This is a genomic window from Paenibacillus lentus, assembly GCF_003931855.1.
GTDB classification, from domain to species: domain Bacteria; phylum Bacillota; class Bacilli; order Paenibacillales; family Paenibacillaceae; genus Fontibacillus; species Fontibacillus lentus.
The window spans coordinates 5,168,605-5,185,022 of the sequence record NZ_CP034248.1 but is presented as its reverse complement, the minus strand read 5'-3'; the positions used below and the strand labels follow the sequence as shown (position 1 = coordinate 5,185,022).

General features: G+C 45.1%; 17 protein-coding genes and 1 pseudogene. 12 read left to right on the top strand and 6 right to left on the bottom strand.

Annotation, left to right across the window (positions count from 1 at the left end):
• The first annotated feature begins 22 nt into the window (after positions 1–22).
• A complete protein-coding gene (gene rlmD / locus EIM92_RS23110) occupies positions 23–1,822 on the top strand; it encodes a 23S rRNA (uracil(1939)-C(5))-methyltransferase RlmD (RefSeq protein WP_125084863.1) in 1,800 nt (599 codons plus the stop codon).
• A 169-nt stretch (positions 1,823–1,991) separates the two neighbouring features.
• Here the strand turns inward: rlmD and EIM92_RS23105 are convergent, their stop codons facing one another.
• The 6 genes and pseudogenes from EIM92_RS23105 to EIM92_RS23085 all read right to left on the bottom strand — a co-directional run bounded on the left by EIM92_RS23105 (position 1,992) and on the right by EIM92_RS23085 (position 6,436).
• Entirely contained in the window at positions 1,992–2,777 is a 786-nt protein-coding gene (locus EIM92_RS23105; protein ID WP_246021138.1) for a site-specific integrase, read from the bottom strand.
• 72 nt (positions 2,778–2,849) lie between these two features.
• Positions 2,850–2,999, bottom strand: a pseudogene (locus EIM92_RS24435) (tyrosine-type recombinase/integrase); the annotation flags it as partial.
• Positions 3,000–3,081: 82 nt separating this feature from the next.
• Positions 3,082–3,807, bottom strand: a complete 726-nt coding sequence (istB, locus tag EIM92_RS23100) for an IS21-like element helper ATPase IstB (protein ID WP_125081065.1) — start codon at positions 3,805–3,807, stop codon at positions 3,082–3,084.
• 1 nt (position 3,808) lies between these two features.
• Positions 3,809–5,296 carry an IS21 family transposase gene (gene istA / locus EIM92_RS23095; RefSeq protein WP_125084303.1) on the bottom strand — a complete coding sequence of 496 codons (1,488 nt, stop codon included), beginning with the start codon at positions 5,294–5,296 and terminating at the stop codon, positions 3,809–3,811.
• Positions 5,297–5,396: 100 nt separating this feature from the next.
• The gene (locus tag EIM92_RS23090) at positions 5,397–5,660 is read right to left on the bottom strand and encodes a hypothetical protein (RefSeq protein WP_125084861.1); all 264 of its coding nucleotides are present in this window, start codon (positions 5,658–5,660) and stop codon (positions 5,397–5,399) included.
• Positions 5,661–5,809: 149 nt separating this feature from the next.
• Positions 5,810–6,436 (bottom strand): helix-turn-helix domain-containing protein, encoded by a 627-nt coding sequence (locus EIM92_RS23085; protein WP_211344401.1) that lies wholly within the window; start codon positions 6,434–6,436, stop codon positions 5,810–5,812.
• A gap of 177 nt (positions 6,437–6,613) precedes the next feature.
• Between EIM92_RS23085 and EIM92_RS23080 the strand changes: the two genes are divergently transcribed.
• From EIM92_RS23080 to EIM92_RS23030, 11 genes are all read left to right on the top strand, one after another.
• Complete coding sequence (locus EIM92_RS23080) at positions 6,614–6,937, top strand: hypothetical protein (RefSeq protein ID WP_246021137.1); 324 nt, start codon at positions 6,614–6,616, stop codon at positions 6,935–6,937.
• A gap of 23 nt (positions 6,938–6,960) precedes the next feature.
• A complete protein-coding gene (locus EIM92_RS23075; protein WP_125084859.1) occupies positions 6,961–7,359 on the top strand; it encodes a hypothetical protein in 399 nt (132 codons plus the stop codon).
• A 182-nt stretch (positions 7,360–7,541) separates the two neighbouring features.
• Positions 7,542–7,847 carry a hypothetical protein gene (locus tag EIM92_RS23070; RefSeq protein ID WP_125084858.1) on the top strand — a complete coding sequence of 102 codons (306 nt, stop codon included), beginning with the start codon at positions 7,542–7,544 and terminating at the stop codon, positions 7,845–7,847.
• A 155-nt stretch (positions 7,848–8,002) separates the two neighbouring features.
• A complete protein-coding gene (locus tag EIM92_RS23065; protein ID WP_125084857.1) occupies positions 8,003–8,188 on the top strand; it encodes a helix-turn-helix domain-containing protein in 186 nt (61 codons plus the stop codon).
• Between the two features lie 11 nt (positions 8,189–8,199).
• Positions 8,200–10,440, top strand: coding sequence for a phage NrS-1 polymerase family protein (locus tag EIM92_RS23060; protein WP_125084856.1), 2,241 nt, complete (start codon positions 8,200–8,202; stop codon positions 10,438–10,440).
• A 146-nt stretch (positions 10,441–10,586) separates the two neighbouring features.
• Positions 10,587–10,886, top strand: coding sequence for a hypothetical protein (locus EIM92_RS23055; RefSeq protein ID WP_125084855.1), 300 nt, complete (start codon positions 10,587–10,589; stop codon positions 10,884–10,886).
• A 557-nt stretch (positions 10,887–11,443) separates the two neighbouring features.
• Entirely contained in the window at positions 11,444–11,737 is a 294-nt protein-coding gene (locus EIM92_RS23045; protein ID WP_125084853.1) for a hypothetical protein, read from the top strand.
• A gap of 45 nt (positions 11,738–11,782) precedes the next feature.
• Complete coding sequence (locus tag EIM92_RS23840; RefSeq protein WP_164515201.1) at positions 11,783–11,929, top strand: hypothetical protein; 147 nt, start codon at positions 11,783–11,785, stop codon at positions 11,927–11,929.
• Positions 11,929–12,579: a hypothetical protein gene (locus tag EIM92_RS23040; RefSeq protein ID WP_125084852.1), complete on the top strand. Its 651-nt coding sequence runs from the start codon at positions 11,929–11,931 to the stop codon at positions 12,577–12,579. The genes EIM92_RS23840 and EIM92_RS23040 overlap by 1 nt, the downstream gene beginning before the upstream one ends.
• Positions 12,580–13,307: 728 nt before the next feature.
• Entirely contained in the window at positions 13,308–15,326 is a 2,019-nt protein-coding gene (locus tag EIM92_RS23035) for a phage tail family protein (protein WP_125084851.1), read from the top strand.
• Positions 15,323–15,661 (top strand): hypothetical protein, encoded by a 339-nt coding sequence (locus EIM92_RS23030; protein ID WP_125084850.1) that lies wholly within the window; start codon positions 15,323–15,325, stop codon positions 15,659–15,661. The genes EIM92_RS23035 and EIM92_RS23030 overlap by 4 nt, the downstream gene beginning before the upstream one ends.
• Positions 15,662–16,418: the final 757 nt, after the last annotated feature.

Sequence of the window (16,418 nt, the reverse complement as noted above, 5' to 3'; positions counted from 1 at the left end):
TGAAAGAAGTGAAGTACCAGCAATGAAGAAGCAGCGAAATAAAGGGACAGTGGGCAGGAAGGAATCGGCTGGTCGTGCCCATGGGTCGGCGGAGCGCGAGACAGGTATCCGCAGCTCTAGTAAACGAAGCAAGAATCGAAGTACTGGTAATTTGCGTGGCGCTAGGAAGCAGCAGGCGCGAGAAATCGCTGGATTGCCTGTCAGCAAAAACGATGAAGTGGTTATCGATATCATCGGCATGAATCACGACGGAGAGGGCGTGGGACGGGCAGATGGCTACACGCTGTTTGTAGCTGGAGCGCTTCCGGGCGAGAAGGCGCTGGTGAAGGTGCTGAAGACCAAGAAGCAGTACGGCTACGCCAAGCTGCTTGAGCTGCGGGAGGTTAGCCCGGATCGCGTAGCTGCGCCTTGCAGCATTTACGATAAGTGCGGCGGCTGTCAGCTGCAGCACTTAAGCTACGCAGGCCAGCTGGCCTGGAAGCGCCAGCATGTGATCGATGCGCTGGAGCGCATCGGCAAGCTGCGCGTGGCGGAGACAGGCGATGCTGGGGCGGTGCTGGGCGGCGATGGGGCTAGCGAGGGAGCGGGCGCTGGCACGGGCACGGGTGCTGTAGTGTCGGAAGCAGTGCGCGGTGGCAATGGGGTGAGCGGTGACAGAGCCGCAGAGGTGAGCGCAGGTACGGGTGTGGTTAAGGTAGCAGCGAACGACAGTTCTGGAGTGACAACGGTCGGTTTTGGTGGGTACGAGCTTGAAGGCGAAGGCTTAGTTGCGGCGGTAGAACCGTCTGCTCACAACGGCATCGTTGTACTGCCGACGTTAGGCATGGCTGAGCCTTGGCGGTATCGCAACAAGGCCCAGGTGCCTGTCGGCGTCACCGACGGTGCTTTGGTCGGCGGCTTTTACGCCCGTGGCAGCCACCGCATCGTTGATATGGAGACGTGCCTCATCCAGCACGAGAGCACCGACGATGTTGTCGCGCGTGTGAAGGCAATCGGGCGCAAACTCGGCATCACCGCCTATAACGAAGAGAGCGGACAAGGCTTGTTACGCCATGTCGTCGTCAAGGTGGGGTTCCGTACCGGCGAAGTGATGCTTGTCCTCGTCACCAACGGGCAGGATATTCCACATGTTGAGGCCTGGATTGGCCTAATTCGGGAACAGCTCCCACAGGTGGTCAGCATTTGCCAGAACATTAACACGAAGCAGACCAACGTCATCTTTGGTGACGAAACCCGTGTCCTCTGGGGGCGTGATGTCATTTATGATTATATCGGAGACGTGCAGTTTGCGATCTCGGCGCGTTCCTTTTATCAAGTGAATCCAGTGCAAACGGAAGTGTTATACAGCAAGACGGTGGAATATGCGGGGTTGACCGGAAGAGAGACCGTCATCGACGCCTATTGCGGCATTGGGACGATTTCCTTGTTCCTGGCGCAGCACGCTGAACGCGTATATGGGGTAGAAATCGTTAAGGAAGCGATCGACGACGCCCGCAGCAATGCCGAGTTAAACGGGATGAGGCATGTGACGTTTGAGGTGGGAGCTTCGGAGGAGGTCATCCCCCGCTGGAAGGAGCAGGGCATCGAAGCAGATGTAATTGTGGTCGATCCTCCGCGCAAAGGCTGCGATCCTCGCTTACTGGAGACAATCCTGGAAATGAAGCCAGAGCGAGTCGTCTATGTAAGCTGTAATCCTTCAACGCTGGCAAGGGATCTGCGGATTCTGGAGGATGGTGGGTACCGGACGGTGGAGGTGCAGCCGGTGGATATGTTCCCGCATACAACACATATCGAAAACGTAGCATTGTTGGTTAGGAAGTGATACAGCTTGTATAACCCTTATGTATCAAGGGGTCTATTGATAACACAGATGTTTAATCTTCAATGTAACAGATGTGAAAATCCACAATTGATGTGAAATTGATGTGAAACTTCCTGTGATTCTACAATAAATGGTGATAATTCGACATAAACAAAGACACTCAGCATAATTAACCGAGTGTCTTTTTGCCATGCTTTTCTTTACGTGTAGAAAACAGTGAATCGAGCTTATCTGCTGCTGCCTGGTCAGCGGATCGAAGTGCATGACCGTATATATTCATGGTTGTTGTAATGTTTCCGTGGCCTAGCCGTTCTGAAATAATCTTTGCGTGAACACCTTGGTTAATTAGCAGCGTTGCCGATGTATGCCGTAAATCGTGGAAGCGGATGTAACGCAAGCCGTTCTTTATTATGAATTGTCTGAACCACAAATACGGGCGTTCATGGTGAAATGGCTTTCCATCAGCGTGTGAGAACACAAAGTTCCATTCCCGGCCTTCCCGATCCCTTCCATTCCACGCATCGCCAAGCTTGTCTCTCTCTTTAACTCTATGGGTGTAATATTCCCTTAGTTCTTCAAGTACAGAAGCAGGTAGCGCAACCTTACGCCTAGAGTTTTTGGTTTTAGGTTCTTTAACGATGATTTCACCTTTAAGTGCATGAACCAACGTTTGCATTACGTCAATATGGCCTGCTTTCCAGTCGATGTGTTTCCATTCAAGGCCTAATAATTCACCGCGCCTCATTCCAGTTGTGAGAGCTAAAGTAATCATCATACGCCAGTGGAAAGGCTCCTTTTCAAGAGCTTGAAGCAGCTGAGCCACTTCATTTTCATCGTAGGGGACAATTTCTTTGCTTGTTACCTTAGGTTTTTGAACAGAGGCGACAGGGTTGTTCTTTATAACCTTCCACTCAACAGCACGTGTAAAGATGTTCTTTAAAACCCTGTGGTTCATCTGAACGGTTCCCGAAGATAAGCTGCCGCTCTTGTTATCTCCACGGCTTCCATCTTGGGATAGTGATTCAAGGAAGTCCACAATATGAATCGGCTTTATGTCCTCTAACTTCATGTGACCAAAAGTAGGAATGATTCGTTTCTTTAAATGTGATTCATAAGCATAACGTGTTTTATGTTCAAGGTGCTTGACAGCGTATTTTGTACGCCATTCCTCAATGAAGGCACTAAATGTCTGTGTTTTGCAAGTAGAAAATGCTTAGTTTTGCAGCCAAAAGTGCTAAACCCACTTGCCAGCATCAAAGTTACATAGGAATTCGTTCCATTGCTTGCTTGAAGCGGAAGCTCTCACCTGTGAAGGAAAGAATATGAGCATGGTGCACCAGACGATCGACGAGTGCTGACGTGAGTTTGGTATCGCCGAATATCGATGTCCATTGACCAAACTCTAAGTTAGATGTAACGATCACACTCTTTTGTTCATAGCAATCCGCTATCACGTTAAATAATAGTTCAGAACCGGTTTGGTTGAATGGGACGTAACCAACCTCATCAAGAATGAGCAAGTCAACTTTTCTCAACTTATCTCGAAATCGGTTAAGTGTTCCCGTCGTAAATTTCTCCTGAAGCATGGCAACTAAATCGGAGGCTCGGTAGAACTGCACCGCATTGCCACGGCGACAAGCCTCCACACCCAATGCCGTTGCCATATGCGTCTTGCCTGTGCCTACGGCACCCATTAAGAGTAAATTCTCCTTGCGCTCTAACCATTCCAATCCCTGAATTTTCTCTGGACTGCTGCCGTTCGGAAAAGTGATATGGTCATAGGCATACCCCTCAAAGGTCTTAATATGCGGAAATCCTGCCTGCTGGACGAGCTTTCCCAGCTTGGCACGGCGGCGTCCGTCCAGTTCCGCACTTAGAATCTGTTCCACAATGCTTCGAATCTCTTCATTTTGTTGAAGCGATACATAGTCCATGACATGGGCCAATCGTAGCTGCCGACATAAATTGGCTAATTCTGTTGGCATGTTAGCTCACCCCCACAAGCTGGTCGTAGCGCTCAAGAGAGCCCTCCAAACGAGTTCCCGGGGGCGACAGCTTCTCCTCCCACGTAATGGGCAAGTCTCGGCTTCCATATTTCATACCAAGGATACCCGTGACGCGGGAAACTGCCGCATCCTGGCCTAGCAAAGCGATTGCCTCTTGGATCTGTTCTATGGTGTACACATCGCTCCAGTGCAACAGCGCCTGAAGGCGCTCTTTTCGCTCAGCCAGATCCTTCACCGTCACATACACGTGCAGTGTCTCCGGCAGCATGCGAAGGAACTGCGAATGTGTAACACTGCGCGGTTTTCTCAACCATCCGCTAAATACTTTCGACCACGGAACGTCCGCCGTTCGTCCCGTGTAAGGTCTAGGCACCTCCCGAATCTTCTGGTGGTGACCGTTCAGGATAACCAGACGATCCCAGAACGTTTGGATCAGCACCTCGCTACCTGGCGCAACCATTCCTAGTAACGGAATCGTCGTATCTTCAATCCGAATTTCCCCGTACTTATTGACTACCGCAGCAGCCAAGCGAAAAGCATCAAATCCATGCTCCGGCAATGTAAGGAGCTTACGTCGGTCATCCTCCCACAGATCAGCGATTCGGCGGTTTTGAGCATAATGCTTACGCTGGTGATCTTGAGTTGCCTGCTCAGCGAAATACGCGACAAGTTGTTCATGGTTTTCATAGATGGGAATGGGGACGGCCCAGTTCCTCTTAGAGTAGCCGCATTTATTTTCCACATGCCCCTTTTCATGACCGCTATACGGATTGCAGAAGACAGCTTCAAACCGGTAATGGGCACAGAATCGCAGAAAGCCTTCGGTTAATTGCCGCTCGCCTCCTTTCTCGATATGCACGACGGCGGCAGACAGGTTGTCGAACCATATCCGCTGAGGAACACCGCCCATCTGTTCGAAGCATTGCTTCATCGCTTCTAAGAAGCATTCCTGATTTTCCGCCGGTGTCGGATAAACGAATGCAGCGTTGCTATGCGGGAAAGACATCACCAGAAGTTTATATGTAAGCATATGGTGCCCTTGGCTTACCTCAAGGGTCGTAAAGTCGACTTGAGCCTCTCCAGGCGGATGTTCTAGTCGTTCATACGTTTTGGCACGTTCCAGTTCCATTTCACTCTTTCGTTTCTGCACATAGGCTAGCACTGTACGTTGTCCGCCTGTAAATTGATGTTCGTCACGTAACCTTTGAAAAATGCGTACACCTGTATGACGTTGCTTTCGGGGGAGCAAGCGGTCCTCTTCCAACCACGTATCGACAATCTCCATAAATGCCCCCATGACTGGACTTCTACTTTTTCGTTTGGCCACAGATACATTCCAGTTAGTTTGATCGGCATATTTTTTTGCTGTTCGCCAATGAACCCCCACACGTTCAGCTATTTCATTTACAGAACAGCCTTCTACTTCGCGTAGAAATCTGATATAGTCTTGTTGAGGCATTTTCAACATCCTTTCATTTCTCCTCTCGCTACGTTGTCGCAAACATAACGATAGGATGATAATGGGATGCTGACAAGTGTCTCTTTTTTTGCATCAAAGTTCGGCATTTTTACGCTGCAATATTAGGCACTTTTATTATGCAAGAAACAAATGTCATACGCTGTGGTGCGATATATTCCCCGGCTTCAACTTCTTGGCGAAACTTGGAGTATTCGTCTTCTAAATAGTTTTGAAGCTTCTTTGTAGTTTTTAGTAATGCTTCATCAGTAATCGTGATCGTCCTTGTTTTACGTCCGTACTTTCCATTAGGCCCTTTACCTGTGTATACAGTGAAGAACCATGAGTTTTCACCACGTTTTTGGATATTGGCCATTTCATTCACTCCTTTTCATTTAAATGTGTATTCCCTAGGAAAAAGGGGATAAAGGGGAATTAAAACGAAATCCCTTGCTATATAAGGCTTTACAGGTATTTCTTTTTCCCGTATTTACTTCTGATTAAGTCGGGGATTAATTATAGACATTATATTTTTTCTAGGAATTCGTCTAATTCACCATCTTGAGAATTGATAAAATCTTTAATTTCTTTTCTTATGAACTCATCATCCAAGAACTTTATTTCTATAGAACTTCTATCTATTTTGATCGGTAGGTCATATGAAACGTTTATTTCGTTTAACGCAAGATCAGTGATATTGTTAAAAATTTCTTGTCTAAAAATCAAGGGAATCTTCTCAAGACGGGATTTATCTTTAACCGAAAAAACAACTTGTGTACGTTCAGGATAGTCATCAGTGTTCAATAGACCTAGCATTGTAATTATCTTTTCGTTATAAAAAATCTCTACCTCGTAAAAACCAGAATATTTAACCGCATATAATACCCTTGTTCCCTTAGCATCTGTTTTAATTTGTTGTTTGTTTGGGTGGGTAAAAACATATTTAAAGCCCACATCTGCGTATGTGAATAATTCACCTGGGAGAACATCGAGTAGCTTACAAATCGCATCCATTGTATCGAATTGAATTCCTTTCCCCGTATTGTTTTGAAGTGCGCTTAGCGTATTTCTAGATAGCCCCGTTCTTTCAGACAATTCAGAAATGTTCATTCCTCTTTCAGCTAACAAAACTGCCAAATTGCACTTTATCATTATTTACCACCTTATATTGTTATTTTGCTTTAAAGTATAAACAATTTGCTCTATACATTCAACAGTTTGTATTGACATATACAATATCATTTGGTATCTTTGTTTTATCAAATTGATCAGACTACTGAACAATTTGGTGGGAATTTAAAACAAAATGATATGAGTGAGGTGAAACGAATGAGCAATATAGACTACACAATTCTTGAAAACCGTATCCGACTAGAGAAGAAGCACTTTCCCGATGGTATGACTTCGGATATGATCCAGCTTCTGGACACAGTGGGCACCATGATTAAAGACGCATACCTTGCGGGACTGCAAGAAGGACAAGCAGAACAGGAGTGGAACAATCAATCCTGCTTAGGCTATGCGATCCTTGCAGCCGAGAAGATGAAGTGGGACGAGACATTAACCAAAGAGCTCGTAAGGGCAATGTACCGATCGTTTGATTTTGTCACACTAAATGAAGCTGCCGATGCTTACCGGGGTTCAATTTATTAATTTAAGAGAGGATGGAATGAATAATGGAAAAAATGACTTATGCGGAGTACTTACAGGAGAACCTAGGTGTTCTGCCGATCCATGAATGTCTTGAAGTATTGGACAAGGCCGAAGAGGGTAATATGACTGATTTTGATGTAGAACAGGAGCTTACTCCAGTTGTGGGAACAATCCTTTCAAACCTGTTCAACCATGACATGGAAATGTTTCATTATATTCTTGGAAAAATTAAAATGGCAGCTGATACGATCCGGGAACGGGAAGAAGGCATAACGATTCATTTAGATCCATGTAATGACAGTGTGGAATTGGTTCTTCAATTCGATACGATTCTGAAACATATCAAAGATGGTTATCCTCTCCGGGATCATTGGTTAGACGAAACTGGCTCTTGGATCGTTGCGCTAGGCAAGAAGGAATAACGGAAGGGGAAGGCCACTGTGAGAAAGGAACAAAAAGACGCTGTGTTGTTTTCAGCTGTATTCCTAGTCGGGGTTCTGTTGGGTTATGGAATGACAAATTTGCTTTTCATGTAGCTTGTCGACCGTAAGTGAACAACTCTATCTCTTTCGAGAACAAAATAATATTTCGGAGGTTAAAGATTATGAAAAATCACTTGCAAGAAATTGCTTCTGAATTGGATAATACTGCGAATTTTATTGAGGCGGCCGTCGAGACTTTATCAGATATAGAAATTGAATTTGGGCACTTGCGCGAAGGCATGGACACTGCGGTGTTTAGGGGGGAACAACAATTTTACTATAGGGAACACCACAGACAGGTAAGGCTATTGTCTCATTTAATGCGGCACGTATTAGATGAATTAAGAGGCTCTTCTGAAAAGGCGAGTGAATTAACTCAGACGCTATTTAAAACTGTCAGAGAGGAAAGTGAGGCGACTAGTGCATGAGGGACGCTGGACGTACAGCTATAAAGCCTCCTGGCATGTCAGATAGAGCATGGGAAGACTTGCACAAGGTCATAGCAAAAATTCTCATAAAACACTTTGGCTCAAAGGAAAAGACATTGTTCAATGTTGAAAATATTAGTGAGGTGGTGGAATAAATGAAACGTATCACATTAACAGTAACTGAAGCCGCAGAATTGATCGGTGTATCTCAAACTACGGTTTACGCGATGGCAAGAGAGGGGCAAATTCCACATACGAGGGTTCGGGGGCGGATTCTATTCCATCGGGATGTAATCGAGACTTGGCTGCGTGGAGAGTATGCGCAAGTAAGCCAAGCTTAGGCGGTGATTTGATGCTATTTGAAAAGATACCGTCTGAGCTAAAAGACATCCCCCAATGGGTGTTGTGGAAACTGGAACAGCGCAGGCCGGGAGCGAAGCCAACAAAAGTTCCATACTCTTCAACAGGTCAGCACGCTTCTGTAAACGATCCGTCAACCTGGTCAACCTTCGAGGAAGTAATAACAGCATTTAGGGACAACAAGGCATATTCCGGGATAGGTTTTGTGCTTACAAAAAATCAATCTGATCATTCAATTGTGGTGATTGACATTGACGGTTGTGTCAAAAATGGAAGGCTAGATGATGAGGCGAGGGATATTATCTCAAGGTTCGATAGCTATACGGAACGTAGCCAGAGCGGTGAAGGCATTCATATCGTTATACGGGGTAGTAAACCGGGAGAACGAAGTAGGACACGCAACATAGAAATATACGACGAACTGAGGTTCATTGTATTTACAGGAGACCATGTGAACGGAACACCGTCACATATCGAGGAAAGGCAGCCAGAACTTATTAACTTATATAATCATCTGTTTCCAGCACAAACACCTCTTCATGAAGTCGAACCTGTTAAAGAGCCGAACCTAGAGGATGAAACGGTACTTAGGCTCGCTAAGAAGGCAAAAAACGGGGCAAGGTTTGAAATACTATACTCCGGCAAGTGGAGTGCATACAACAGTCAAAGCGAAGCCGAACAAGCCCTATGTAACATGCTTGCTTTTTACACAAAAAATCCCGAACAAATTGACCGTTTGTTCAGGGACAGTGGGTTAATGCGTGATAAATGGAACCGTGATGACTACCGGGAACGAACTATAAGTAAAGCTTTAGAGGGTGTTGTGGTGCAATATAATAATCCGTCCAATAGTAGAAAGCTTAATAATAATATACCACAGCCTGGGGAATTTGACGAGACTGAGTTCGACTTTATTTTCAATCCTAGACCGGAATTTGATGGCAAATTGGGAGAAGCTGCACTATATGGGTTGGCTGGTGAAATTGTCAGGTTCATTGATCCTCATACAGAAGCTGATCCAGCAGCTGTACTTATTAATTTTCTTACTATGTACGGAAACATGATCGGTGACAGTGCTCACTTTGTTGTATCAGGCGGCAAACACCATATGAGACTCTTTGCCGTGTTGGTCGGGGCTACTTTCCGGGGGAAAAAGGGAACGTCCCTTGATCCAGTACTAAAGCTTATGAATGCCGTAGATGTGGAATTCAATATACGCAAGAAATCAGGGCTGTCCAGCGGCGAAGGGCTTATTTATTCAGTAAGGGATCAGGTAATAGAATCCAGGCCAGTTATGGAAGGCAAGGGGAAAGATAAGAGACCCACGGGGGAATATGAGGATGTAATTACTGATCCAGGGGTTGAAGATAAGCGTTTACTAGTCATAGAAAGTGAATTTGGATCCGTACTTAACGTATTACGCCGGGAGGGCAATACTCTATCGGCGATTATTAGAAATGCCTGGGACGGAAGCGGAGAGCTTAGGACGCTAACTAAAAATCCTATGCAAGCATCAAGGTCACATATCTCCATATTGGGTCATATCACGCCCGAGGAACTAAGGAAGCTATTAACAGGGAATGAGATTCATAACGGCTTTGTGAATCGCTTCTTGTGGCTGTATGTTCAGCAATCCAAATCATTACCCAGCGGTGGTGAATTCCACAAGTTAGACGTTGAGCCTATCGTTAACAGGATCAAAGAAGCCTGTGACTATGCCATGAATGGAATGCCGCTTGATGATAATGGCGATCCGTTTCCTATGGAGCGTGACGAAGCCGCAAATCAGCTATGGGAACGCATTTATGAACCTTTACAGCGTGATGCGACTGGTATCATTGGAGCTTCCACAAGTCGGGTTATTCCCTACGTGATGCGTTTGGCTTGCATCTACGCCCTACTAGACCTATCGAACATTGTCCGGATAGAACATCTAAGGGCAGCGTTAGCATTATGGGATTATTGCTATAAATCGGTGGTGTTCATCTTTGGCGAACAGGAGCTTACCAACGATCCTATAATTAGCAAAATATTGACTAGGCTGAAGGGGCAACCAGAGGGGCTAAGCCTTACTGATATTAACGATTTATTCAAGGGGACGGTTAAGAGTGATGAGCTCCAAAGTGCAGTAAAGAAAATGCAAGATAACGGCCTCATTACTGTGAAAACAATACCAGGCCGAGGGAGACCAAAACGATTAATTGAACTGAATCAATCAAGTGAGATTGCATGAGCATTTAATACCCGAATTATTCCGAACTTATTTCTGGAATAAGTAAAACCTATAAACTTGGTCAAGCCAAGGAATTTCGGTATTAATCCCCTATATCCCCTTTTTCAGAGGATAAATACAAATAAATGATCGAGAGGAAGGATACCATGCCAACAGCAAATGAAATCATTCGTTTGAACGAGATAGAGAGAATGGATAAGAAGGCAAAAAAGGCCGGGTTCCTTCCTCTAATCTCAGGTGAGGCGTACGAGGCGCAGTACAACAGCAACAGCCATGTATTTATCATGATCAAAGGTGGTAAATGGAGCGCATGGCGTGAAACATGGCAGCCTGGGAAGGGACATTCTATTTCAATCAGATCCATTGTGAATAAAGTTCCTTTTGATATTGCAGTACAGCAAGCTAATAAGTACATGGCATTTATTACGAAGAAAAGGGGGTGGTGAATATGGGAAGGGCACGCGGCTCAACTTTGAGCTGTCCCCATTTTGACGACAGTTGAGTTTTATAACCAAAAGTATGAAATCCGTACCTTTGATGAATTGTTGAAGAAAGTTGAAATTGAAATGTATATAAAAGAAAGATAGCAGTTCACAAGCTTAAAGAGACCCATACGACGTACACCGACCATCACATTGTGTGCGTGCATCCTAGTAAAACCCAGTATTTTAAACGGGCTGATGTGTTAACTCAGAACACCACATAAGCCCTACCGAGAACACCCCTAATTGAAGGTAAACCCGTGACATAAAAGCATTCTTTAGCCATTGGATCGTCAACCTGGAACGGATAAAGAACGGCACTGCGAACAGCAAGGGGCGGGGATTAATGGAGGTGTGGCAATGGTTAGCGCGCGGGCATATAGGAAAGTGAACAACAAAACGTATGCACTTGCATTGCAGTTGCATTGCAATAAGGTGATTCTGGATGATTATCAAATGTATAAGTAATTGTAGGTACGTGATCTTTTTGAGCATCTACTTTGCCCTAGGGGTGATCTGATTTGAAGAAGCTGAAAACCTTTGAAATCTGCATGGACGACAGCAAAGTAACCATTAAAACAGACAGGACAAGGGTTCGTACGCTGGACAAGTTAATCAGACTCATAATGTACGAATATGAGAGAAAGAAGCCAGAAGAATTAGATAGTCTCATGGCAAGTATCAATTTGCGGTATGAGTTCATCCTAGAGGATCGGAAGCCTAAAAAGGAGCGGAGACAGCTAGATGAACCGGAGCCGCTGGATGACTTTAGCTTTTGGCAGGGGCTAATGGAAAAGGCTCCTATGCAGGAATAACGATTACAGGAGATTTCAGACGAGGGAAGAAGGGAGTTTTTATTAATGGAGAACAACACAGATAAGAAAATGGATTTAGAAAAAATGTTTGAGGAAATGCGCAAACAAGCTAGAGAAGAAGCTGAAGCAATACAAAAACAAGAGCTTTTTTTTGGTAAGGAAAGTAGATATTTAGGGGAAGGAAGATACTAATGTCGATTAAAGAACTGAGAGAATATGAAGTAGCCGCAAAGGAATTTGAAGATAGGCTAAGAGTAGCGAGGGAAGAACTTCACAGCCTAAAAGAGCAGCATTACAAGCTATCACAAAAACGCATGGATATGGTTGATCAAGACACGAAAGGCACGAAACAATACAGTTATTCGGACTTTAAGAAGGTTGATACAGAACTTGCGGAGCTAGAAAAGGGTATTGAATTTACTAGCGAGCGGGTAACCAGGATTGAACAGTCCAAAAACGAGCAGTTGGCGCCACTAGTGAGAAAGGCCAGAGAAGGCGCAGAGGCAAGAGCACGCGAGCTTAAGGGCGTCATTGATGACGTGCTAGAGGAAATGCGTAGAAACCGGGCTAATATGTTGTTGCAACTTAAAAAGGCTCACACAGAGGTGAATGCGGAGCTTACGGCGCTTGATAACGAATTGGAACGAGCGGAATTGAGAACCGGAAATAGAAATTCATACCGATCCCTAAGCTTTGATATTCGCGAAGTGCTTCATGATGGCGAAGGGAATATTGGTATTCTTCCAACCTATGCGGAGTTCGACTCAGCATTTTATCGTGGCGAAGTCCCTGACTGGGCATACAAATATGAGGGTGAACGTGACGGCGTTCCAGAAGCTTAAACGGATGGCGGCAGGGGAAACCTTGCTGCCTTTTCTTAAAAGAGAACCTAACAAAACTAGACATTCGCGCGCGTGTAGGTAGTGCACTGTTGAAAACGGAATTCAAGTTCCGATTTTGATCAAACTAGACATTCGCGCGCGTAGGTAGTGCACACAAAACAATGCTTGCAAATGCTTGCATAAAAAGGGGCGGTTTAAATGGAAATCCGGGTTTCCATTGCGAAAATAGGCATGCCTGGGTGCACACAAAAGGGGTGCAAGCTACCTAGCAAACCCTAACATAAAAAGGGGTGCTGTGGTTCATGCCCGTCAACTTGACGGTTGTGAGATGCACGCAAAGATTACTCGGAATTACTCGGAATTACTCAGATAAAAACGTTGCAGAAATGCTTGCAAATGCTCACATAAAAGGGGCAACGCAATGATGCAACGCAACGCAAAAACGTTGCAACGAAGAAATGCGAGAAACCGCCCGAGAGAGAGCTGCCGATAGGCCTATGGATCATGGCTAATTGGTCATAGGATGATAAGAAATACTCAGATAAAAAGGGTGCGAGAATGTTCGGAAATGTTCGGATAAAAAGGGTGAAAAAATGCTAGTAAATGCTAGTAAATGATAAGGTGCAAATCAGAAACGAACAAGGGGAAATGTATATGATCAAAAACGAATTGCTAACTAATGCTAACGTCCAGAAGGTTCACGTCCTCACGGATCAGGAGGTAATGCTATGGCAACTGTAGCATCTACTTTGAAAATGTTTGACGCAATGAGTAGACCGCTGAAAAACATTACTAGCAGCATGAATATGATGATTTCCACTATGCAAAGGATGCAGAGTGTAACAGAGAGAAACACTGCTATTGACAAGCAGTTAGCAGCAGCTAAAAGCAAGATTGTTTCAGCAGAAGCGGAAATAAGAAAATCAATTGAACAATCTACTCGAGAACAAGAAAGATTCAATCAATCTATGAGGCGCGGGGTTGATTCGAGTAATGGGCTCCTACGGAGTGTAAAAGGCATGGCGGCAGCATACCTCTCCTTATCAGGAGCAAAACAATTATTTGGTTCTACTGTCGGCGGTGCAATGAATCAGCAACAAATGACCGATGCATTCGCGGCTAGAGCTGGAAACCAAGATTTAGGCCAAGCAATTTATGGAGAAGCTACCAAGATGGCGCTAAAATACGGCCAAGACGTCAATGCAGCACTAAAAGGGACAATGTCCTTCATGTCTAATACGATGGATCCGAAGCAGTTAGGAGAGCTTAATTTGCTGACAATGCGTCTATCGAAGCTGAATCCAGCAGAAGGATTGGAAGGAGCGGCTTTTTCCCTGAAGGAACTCATGTCTGGTGATTACACATCCATTGCCGAAAGGTTCAACATGTCCCGAACCTTACTGAAAGACAGCGAGGCGCGACTAGCGGGTATGGATGGCAATATTACGGGATTCATTGCTGGTATGAATAAGTTGCTAGACCAACAAAACATGACGCAAGAAGCGTTTGAGAAGATGTTAGATTCACCAGCCGCAAAATGGCAATCCATTATGAACACCTTTAAATTCAATTTGGCCAATGCGGGAAATAGCGCGTTACAATCCCTGGTGCCGACGATCGAAAGGATAAACCAGGCATTTCAGTCAGGACAAATGCAACCGTACTTTGATATGTTGGCCGTAGGTATCCAGAAGGCTATAGAGGGGCTTACTTGGCTGTTTGACGCCTCCCTAGCGGTGTATAACTTCTTCTCAACGAACTGGCCATATATAGCTCCTATAGTGTATGGAGTGGTGGGGGCGTTTGTAGTTATGAAATCCGTTGTGATGATGAACGCAATTGCCCAAGGAGCAGCTGCGGCAGCGACAACGGTACAGACGCTAGCTATGTTTGCTCAAATAGCGGTCACACAGGGGCTTAAGGTGGCATGGGCTGGCTTGAATGCGGTTATGAAGGCTAATGTCATATTCCTGGTTGTAACGGCTGTAATAGGGCTTATAACGTGGCTTATACACCTATGGAATACTAATGATAAGTTTGCGGTAGCTTTATACAAAGCGTGGAACGGCATTCTAAATTTCTTTGATACGATCCCAGCTTATTTCTGGCAGTTGGTCGAGTGGATGATGAAGCCTTTTGAATGGTGGGCTGGTAGCATCGGAAAAATCTATGATGCTGTGATAAATGGCATCATATCTGGGATTAATGCGGTGCTAGAACTTATTAATAAAGTGACTGGCTCTAGCTATGAAATTCAAGCCAAGTTCAATATGGAAGATGTAGCGGGTAAAATCGCTGAATTTGCTGGCGCACAGAAGGATGCGGCCTATGCAATGGCGGGTATCAAAGCCCAGGAAAGAGCCCAGAAGGAAACGGCATTCCTAAACGATCGTGCCAACAAGAGAGCGCAAGACCAGATAGCGAAGCAGGCTAACATGGCCAATAGTCTTGGAGCATTCGGAGGCGCGGGGATGTTGCCAGGCGAGGGTATAAAGAACATCGACAAAGTGAACAAAATAGGCAAGATTGAGGATAAAGTGGATATCAGCAGCGAAGACCTCAAAACGATGCGTGAGCTAGCAGAAATGAAGTCGATCCAGAACTATGTAACCCTAACACCTACTGTATCCGTTGAGGGGGGCATGCACGTGAGACAGGAGTCTGATATTGATGAAATTGCCGCCAGGCTTGCCAGTAGATTAGAAGAAGAAATAGCGTCGGGCGGATCGAGGTTAATATACGAATGAGCACGGCGACATTTAACACATATGACTTGAAGGAGCATAACCCCTTTGAGCGGTTCCCGGCTGGAAAATATGTTGTTGCTGAAGCTAACGCCGATGGATTCTATAACATCCATGTTAGATTTGATCACGGTGGCGGAATGACAACAATAGAATCATTTCCGCTTCATAAGGTAGTGCATATGGTTTCCAACATCCAGGACGAGCTCGAGCTCCCTGCTAAGGCTATATGGTTTGATCTGCCCGATCACGTACTAGAACAACCCTCGCTATTTAATCGCCGATTAATGGCCACGCTGAAGCGTAAGGGGATGTACTGGAAGGGAAGAAAGGGTTAAGGTGAACATGGGGCTAGGTATGCCGATTAATTCGGTGAACCTGGCTCCTTTCTTTTTTTGGCAGCTTCGTACGAAAACCGTATGATAGGCAAATAACTAACATTTACACGCATATAAAGAAAGATGGTCTATATTGGCTTCTCCTTGGACTTGGCTGAATTCGGCAAGATTGAATTTTCCGATTTGAAATCGGGAAAAAGAGAAACAGATATACCAAAACGGGGGAACGTCCTCACTAACAACAAAATTGTTGCGAGTAGCAGACATGGCGAATCGCCATATCCGAACCTCTAGCCTTCCGGATCGGAATGTTACAAAGAGGCACCCACCCCTTTACGGAGAAGAAGACAAAAATGTCCGCAACTAACCCCAAGTTTGGGGCGAGTGAGTATACAAAATATTGGTTGTCCAAAAATGACTGACCAATAATCGGGGTAGTTTTACCGTTTTGGTGAATCTGATCCTGGGATGGTTTCTCTTTTTTCGGAAACCAATATAAAGTCGATTTTGAAGGTGGAAAAGCCCTTGAAACGTCAAAATAGTGCAACTTTGAGGCTTTTACCGAGGCGAGCACAAGATGGTGCTTCCCCGCATTTTGCGGAGAGCCTTAGAATGGTGCGGGTTCGTTGTCCTATAGGGACATTACAGATATGTAGTCAAAATATGAATTTTGTACATATGTAGGTTGCGTTAATGCGATAAAGTGAGCACCGTATAACAACACTGAACGGAATTTTCCGTTTAACAAATATTGGTA

Coding starts and splice junctions, on each gene's coding strand:
- EIM92_RS23840 (WP_164515201.1), top strand. CDS start 11,783: ATGGAGAACAACACAGATAAGAAAATGGATTTAGAAAAAATGTTTGAG.
- rlmD (WP_125084863.1), top strand. CDS start 23: ATGAAGAAGCAGCGAAATAAAGGGACAGTGGGCAGGAAGGAATCGGCT.
- EIM92_RS23065 (WP_125084857.1), top strand. CDS start 8,003: ATGAAACGTATCACATTAACAGTAACTGAAGCCGCAGAATTGATCGGT.
- EIM92_RS23035 (WP_125084851.1), top strand. CDS start 13,308: ATGGCAACTGTAGCATCTACTTTGAAAATGTTTGACGCAATGAGTAGA.
- EIM92_RS23090 (WP_125084861.1), bottom strand. CDS start 5,660: ATGGCCAATATCCAAAAACGTGGTGAAAACTCATGGTTCTTCACTGTA.
- EIM92_RS23040 (WP_125084852.1), top strand. CDS start 11,929: ATGTCGATTAAAGAACTGAGAGAATATGAAGTAGCCGCAAAGGAATTT.
- EIM92_RS23070 (WP_125084858.1), top strand. CDS start 7,542: ATGAAAAATCACTTGCAAGAAATTGCTTCTGAATTGGATAATACTGCG.
- EIM92_RS23060 (WP_125084856.1), top strand. CDS start 8,200: ATGCTATTTGAAAAGATACCGTCTGAGCTAAAAGACATCCCCCAATGG.
- istB (WP_125081065.1), bottom strand. CDS start 3,807: ATGCCAACAGAATTAGCCAATTTATGTCGGCAGCTACGATTGGCCCAT.
- EIM92_RS23030 (WP_125084850.1), top strand. CDS start 15,323: ATGAGCACGGCGACATTTAACACATATGACTTGAAGGAGCATAACCCC.
- EIM92_RS23105 (WP_246021138.1), bottom strand. CDS start 2,777: ATGAACCACAGGGTTTTAAAGAACATCTTTACACGTGCTGTTGAGTGG.
- istA (WP_125084303.1), bottom strand. CDS start 5,296: ATGTTGAAAATGCCTCAACAAGACTATATCAGATTTCTACGCGAAGTA.
- EIM92_RS23080 (WP_246021137.1), top strand. CDS start 6,614: ATGAGCAATATAGACTACACAATTCTTGAAAACCGTATCCGACTAGAG.
- EIM92_RS23055 (WP_125084855.1), top strand. CDS start 10,587: ATGCCAACAGCAAATGAAATCATTCGTTTGAACGAGATAGAGAGAATG.
- EIM92_RS23085 (WP_211344401.1), bottom strand. CDS start 6,436: ATGATAAAGTGCAATTTGGCAGTTTTGTTAGCTGAAAGAGGAATGAAC.
- EIM92_RS23075 (WP_125084859.1), top strand. CDS start 6,961: ATGGAAAAAATGACTTATGCGGAGTACTTACAGGAGAACCTAGGTGTT.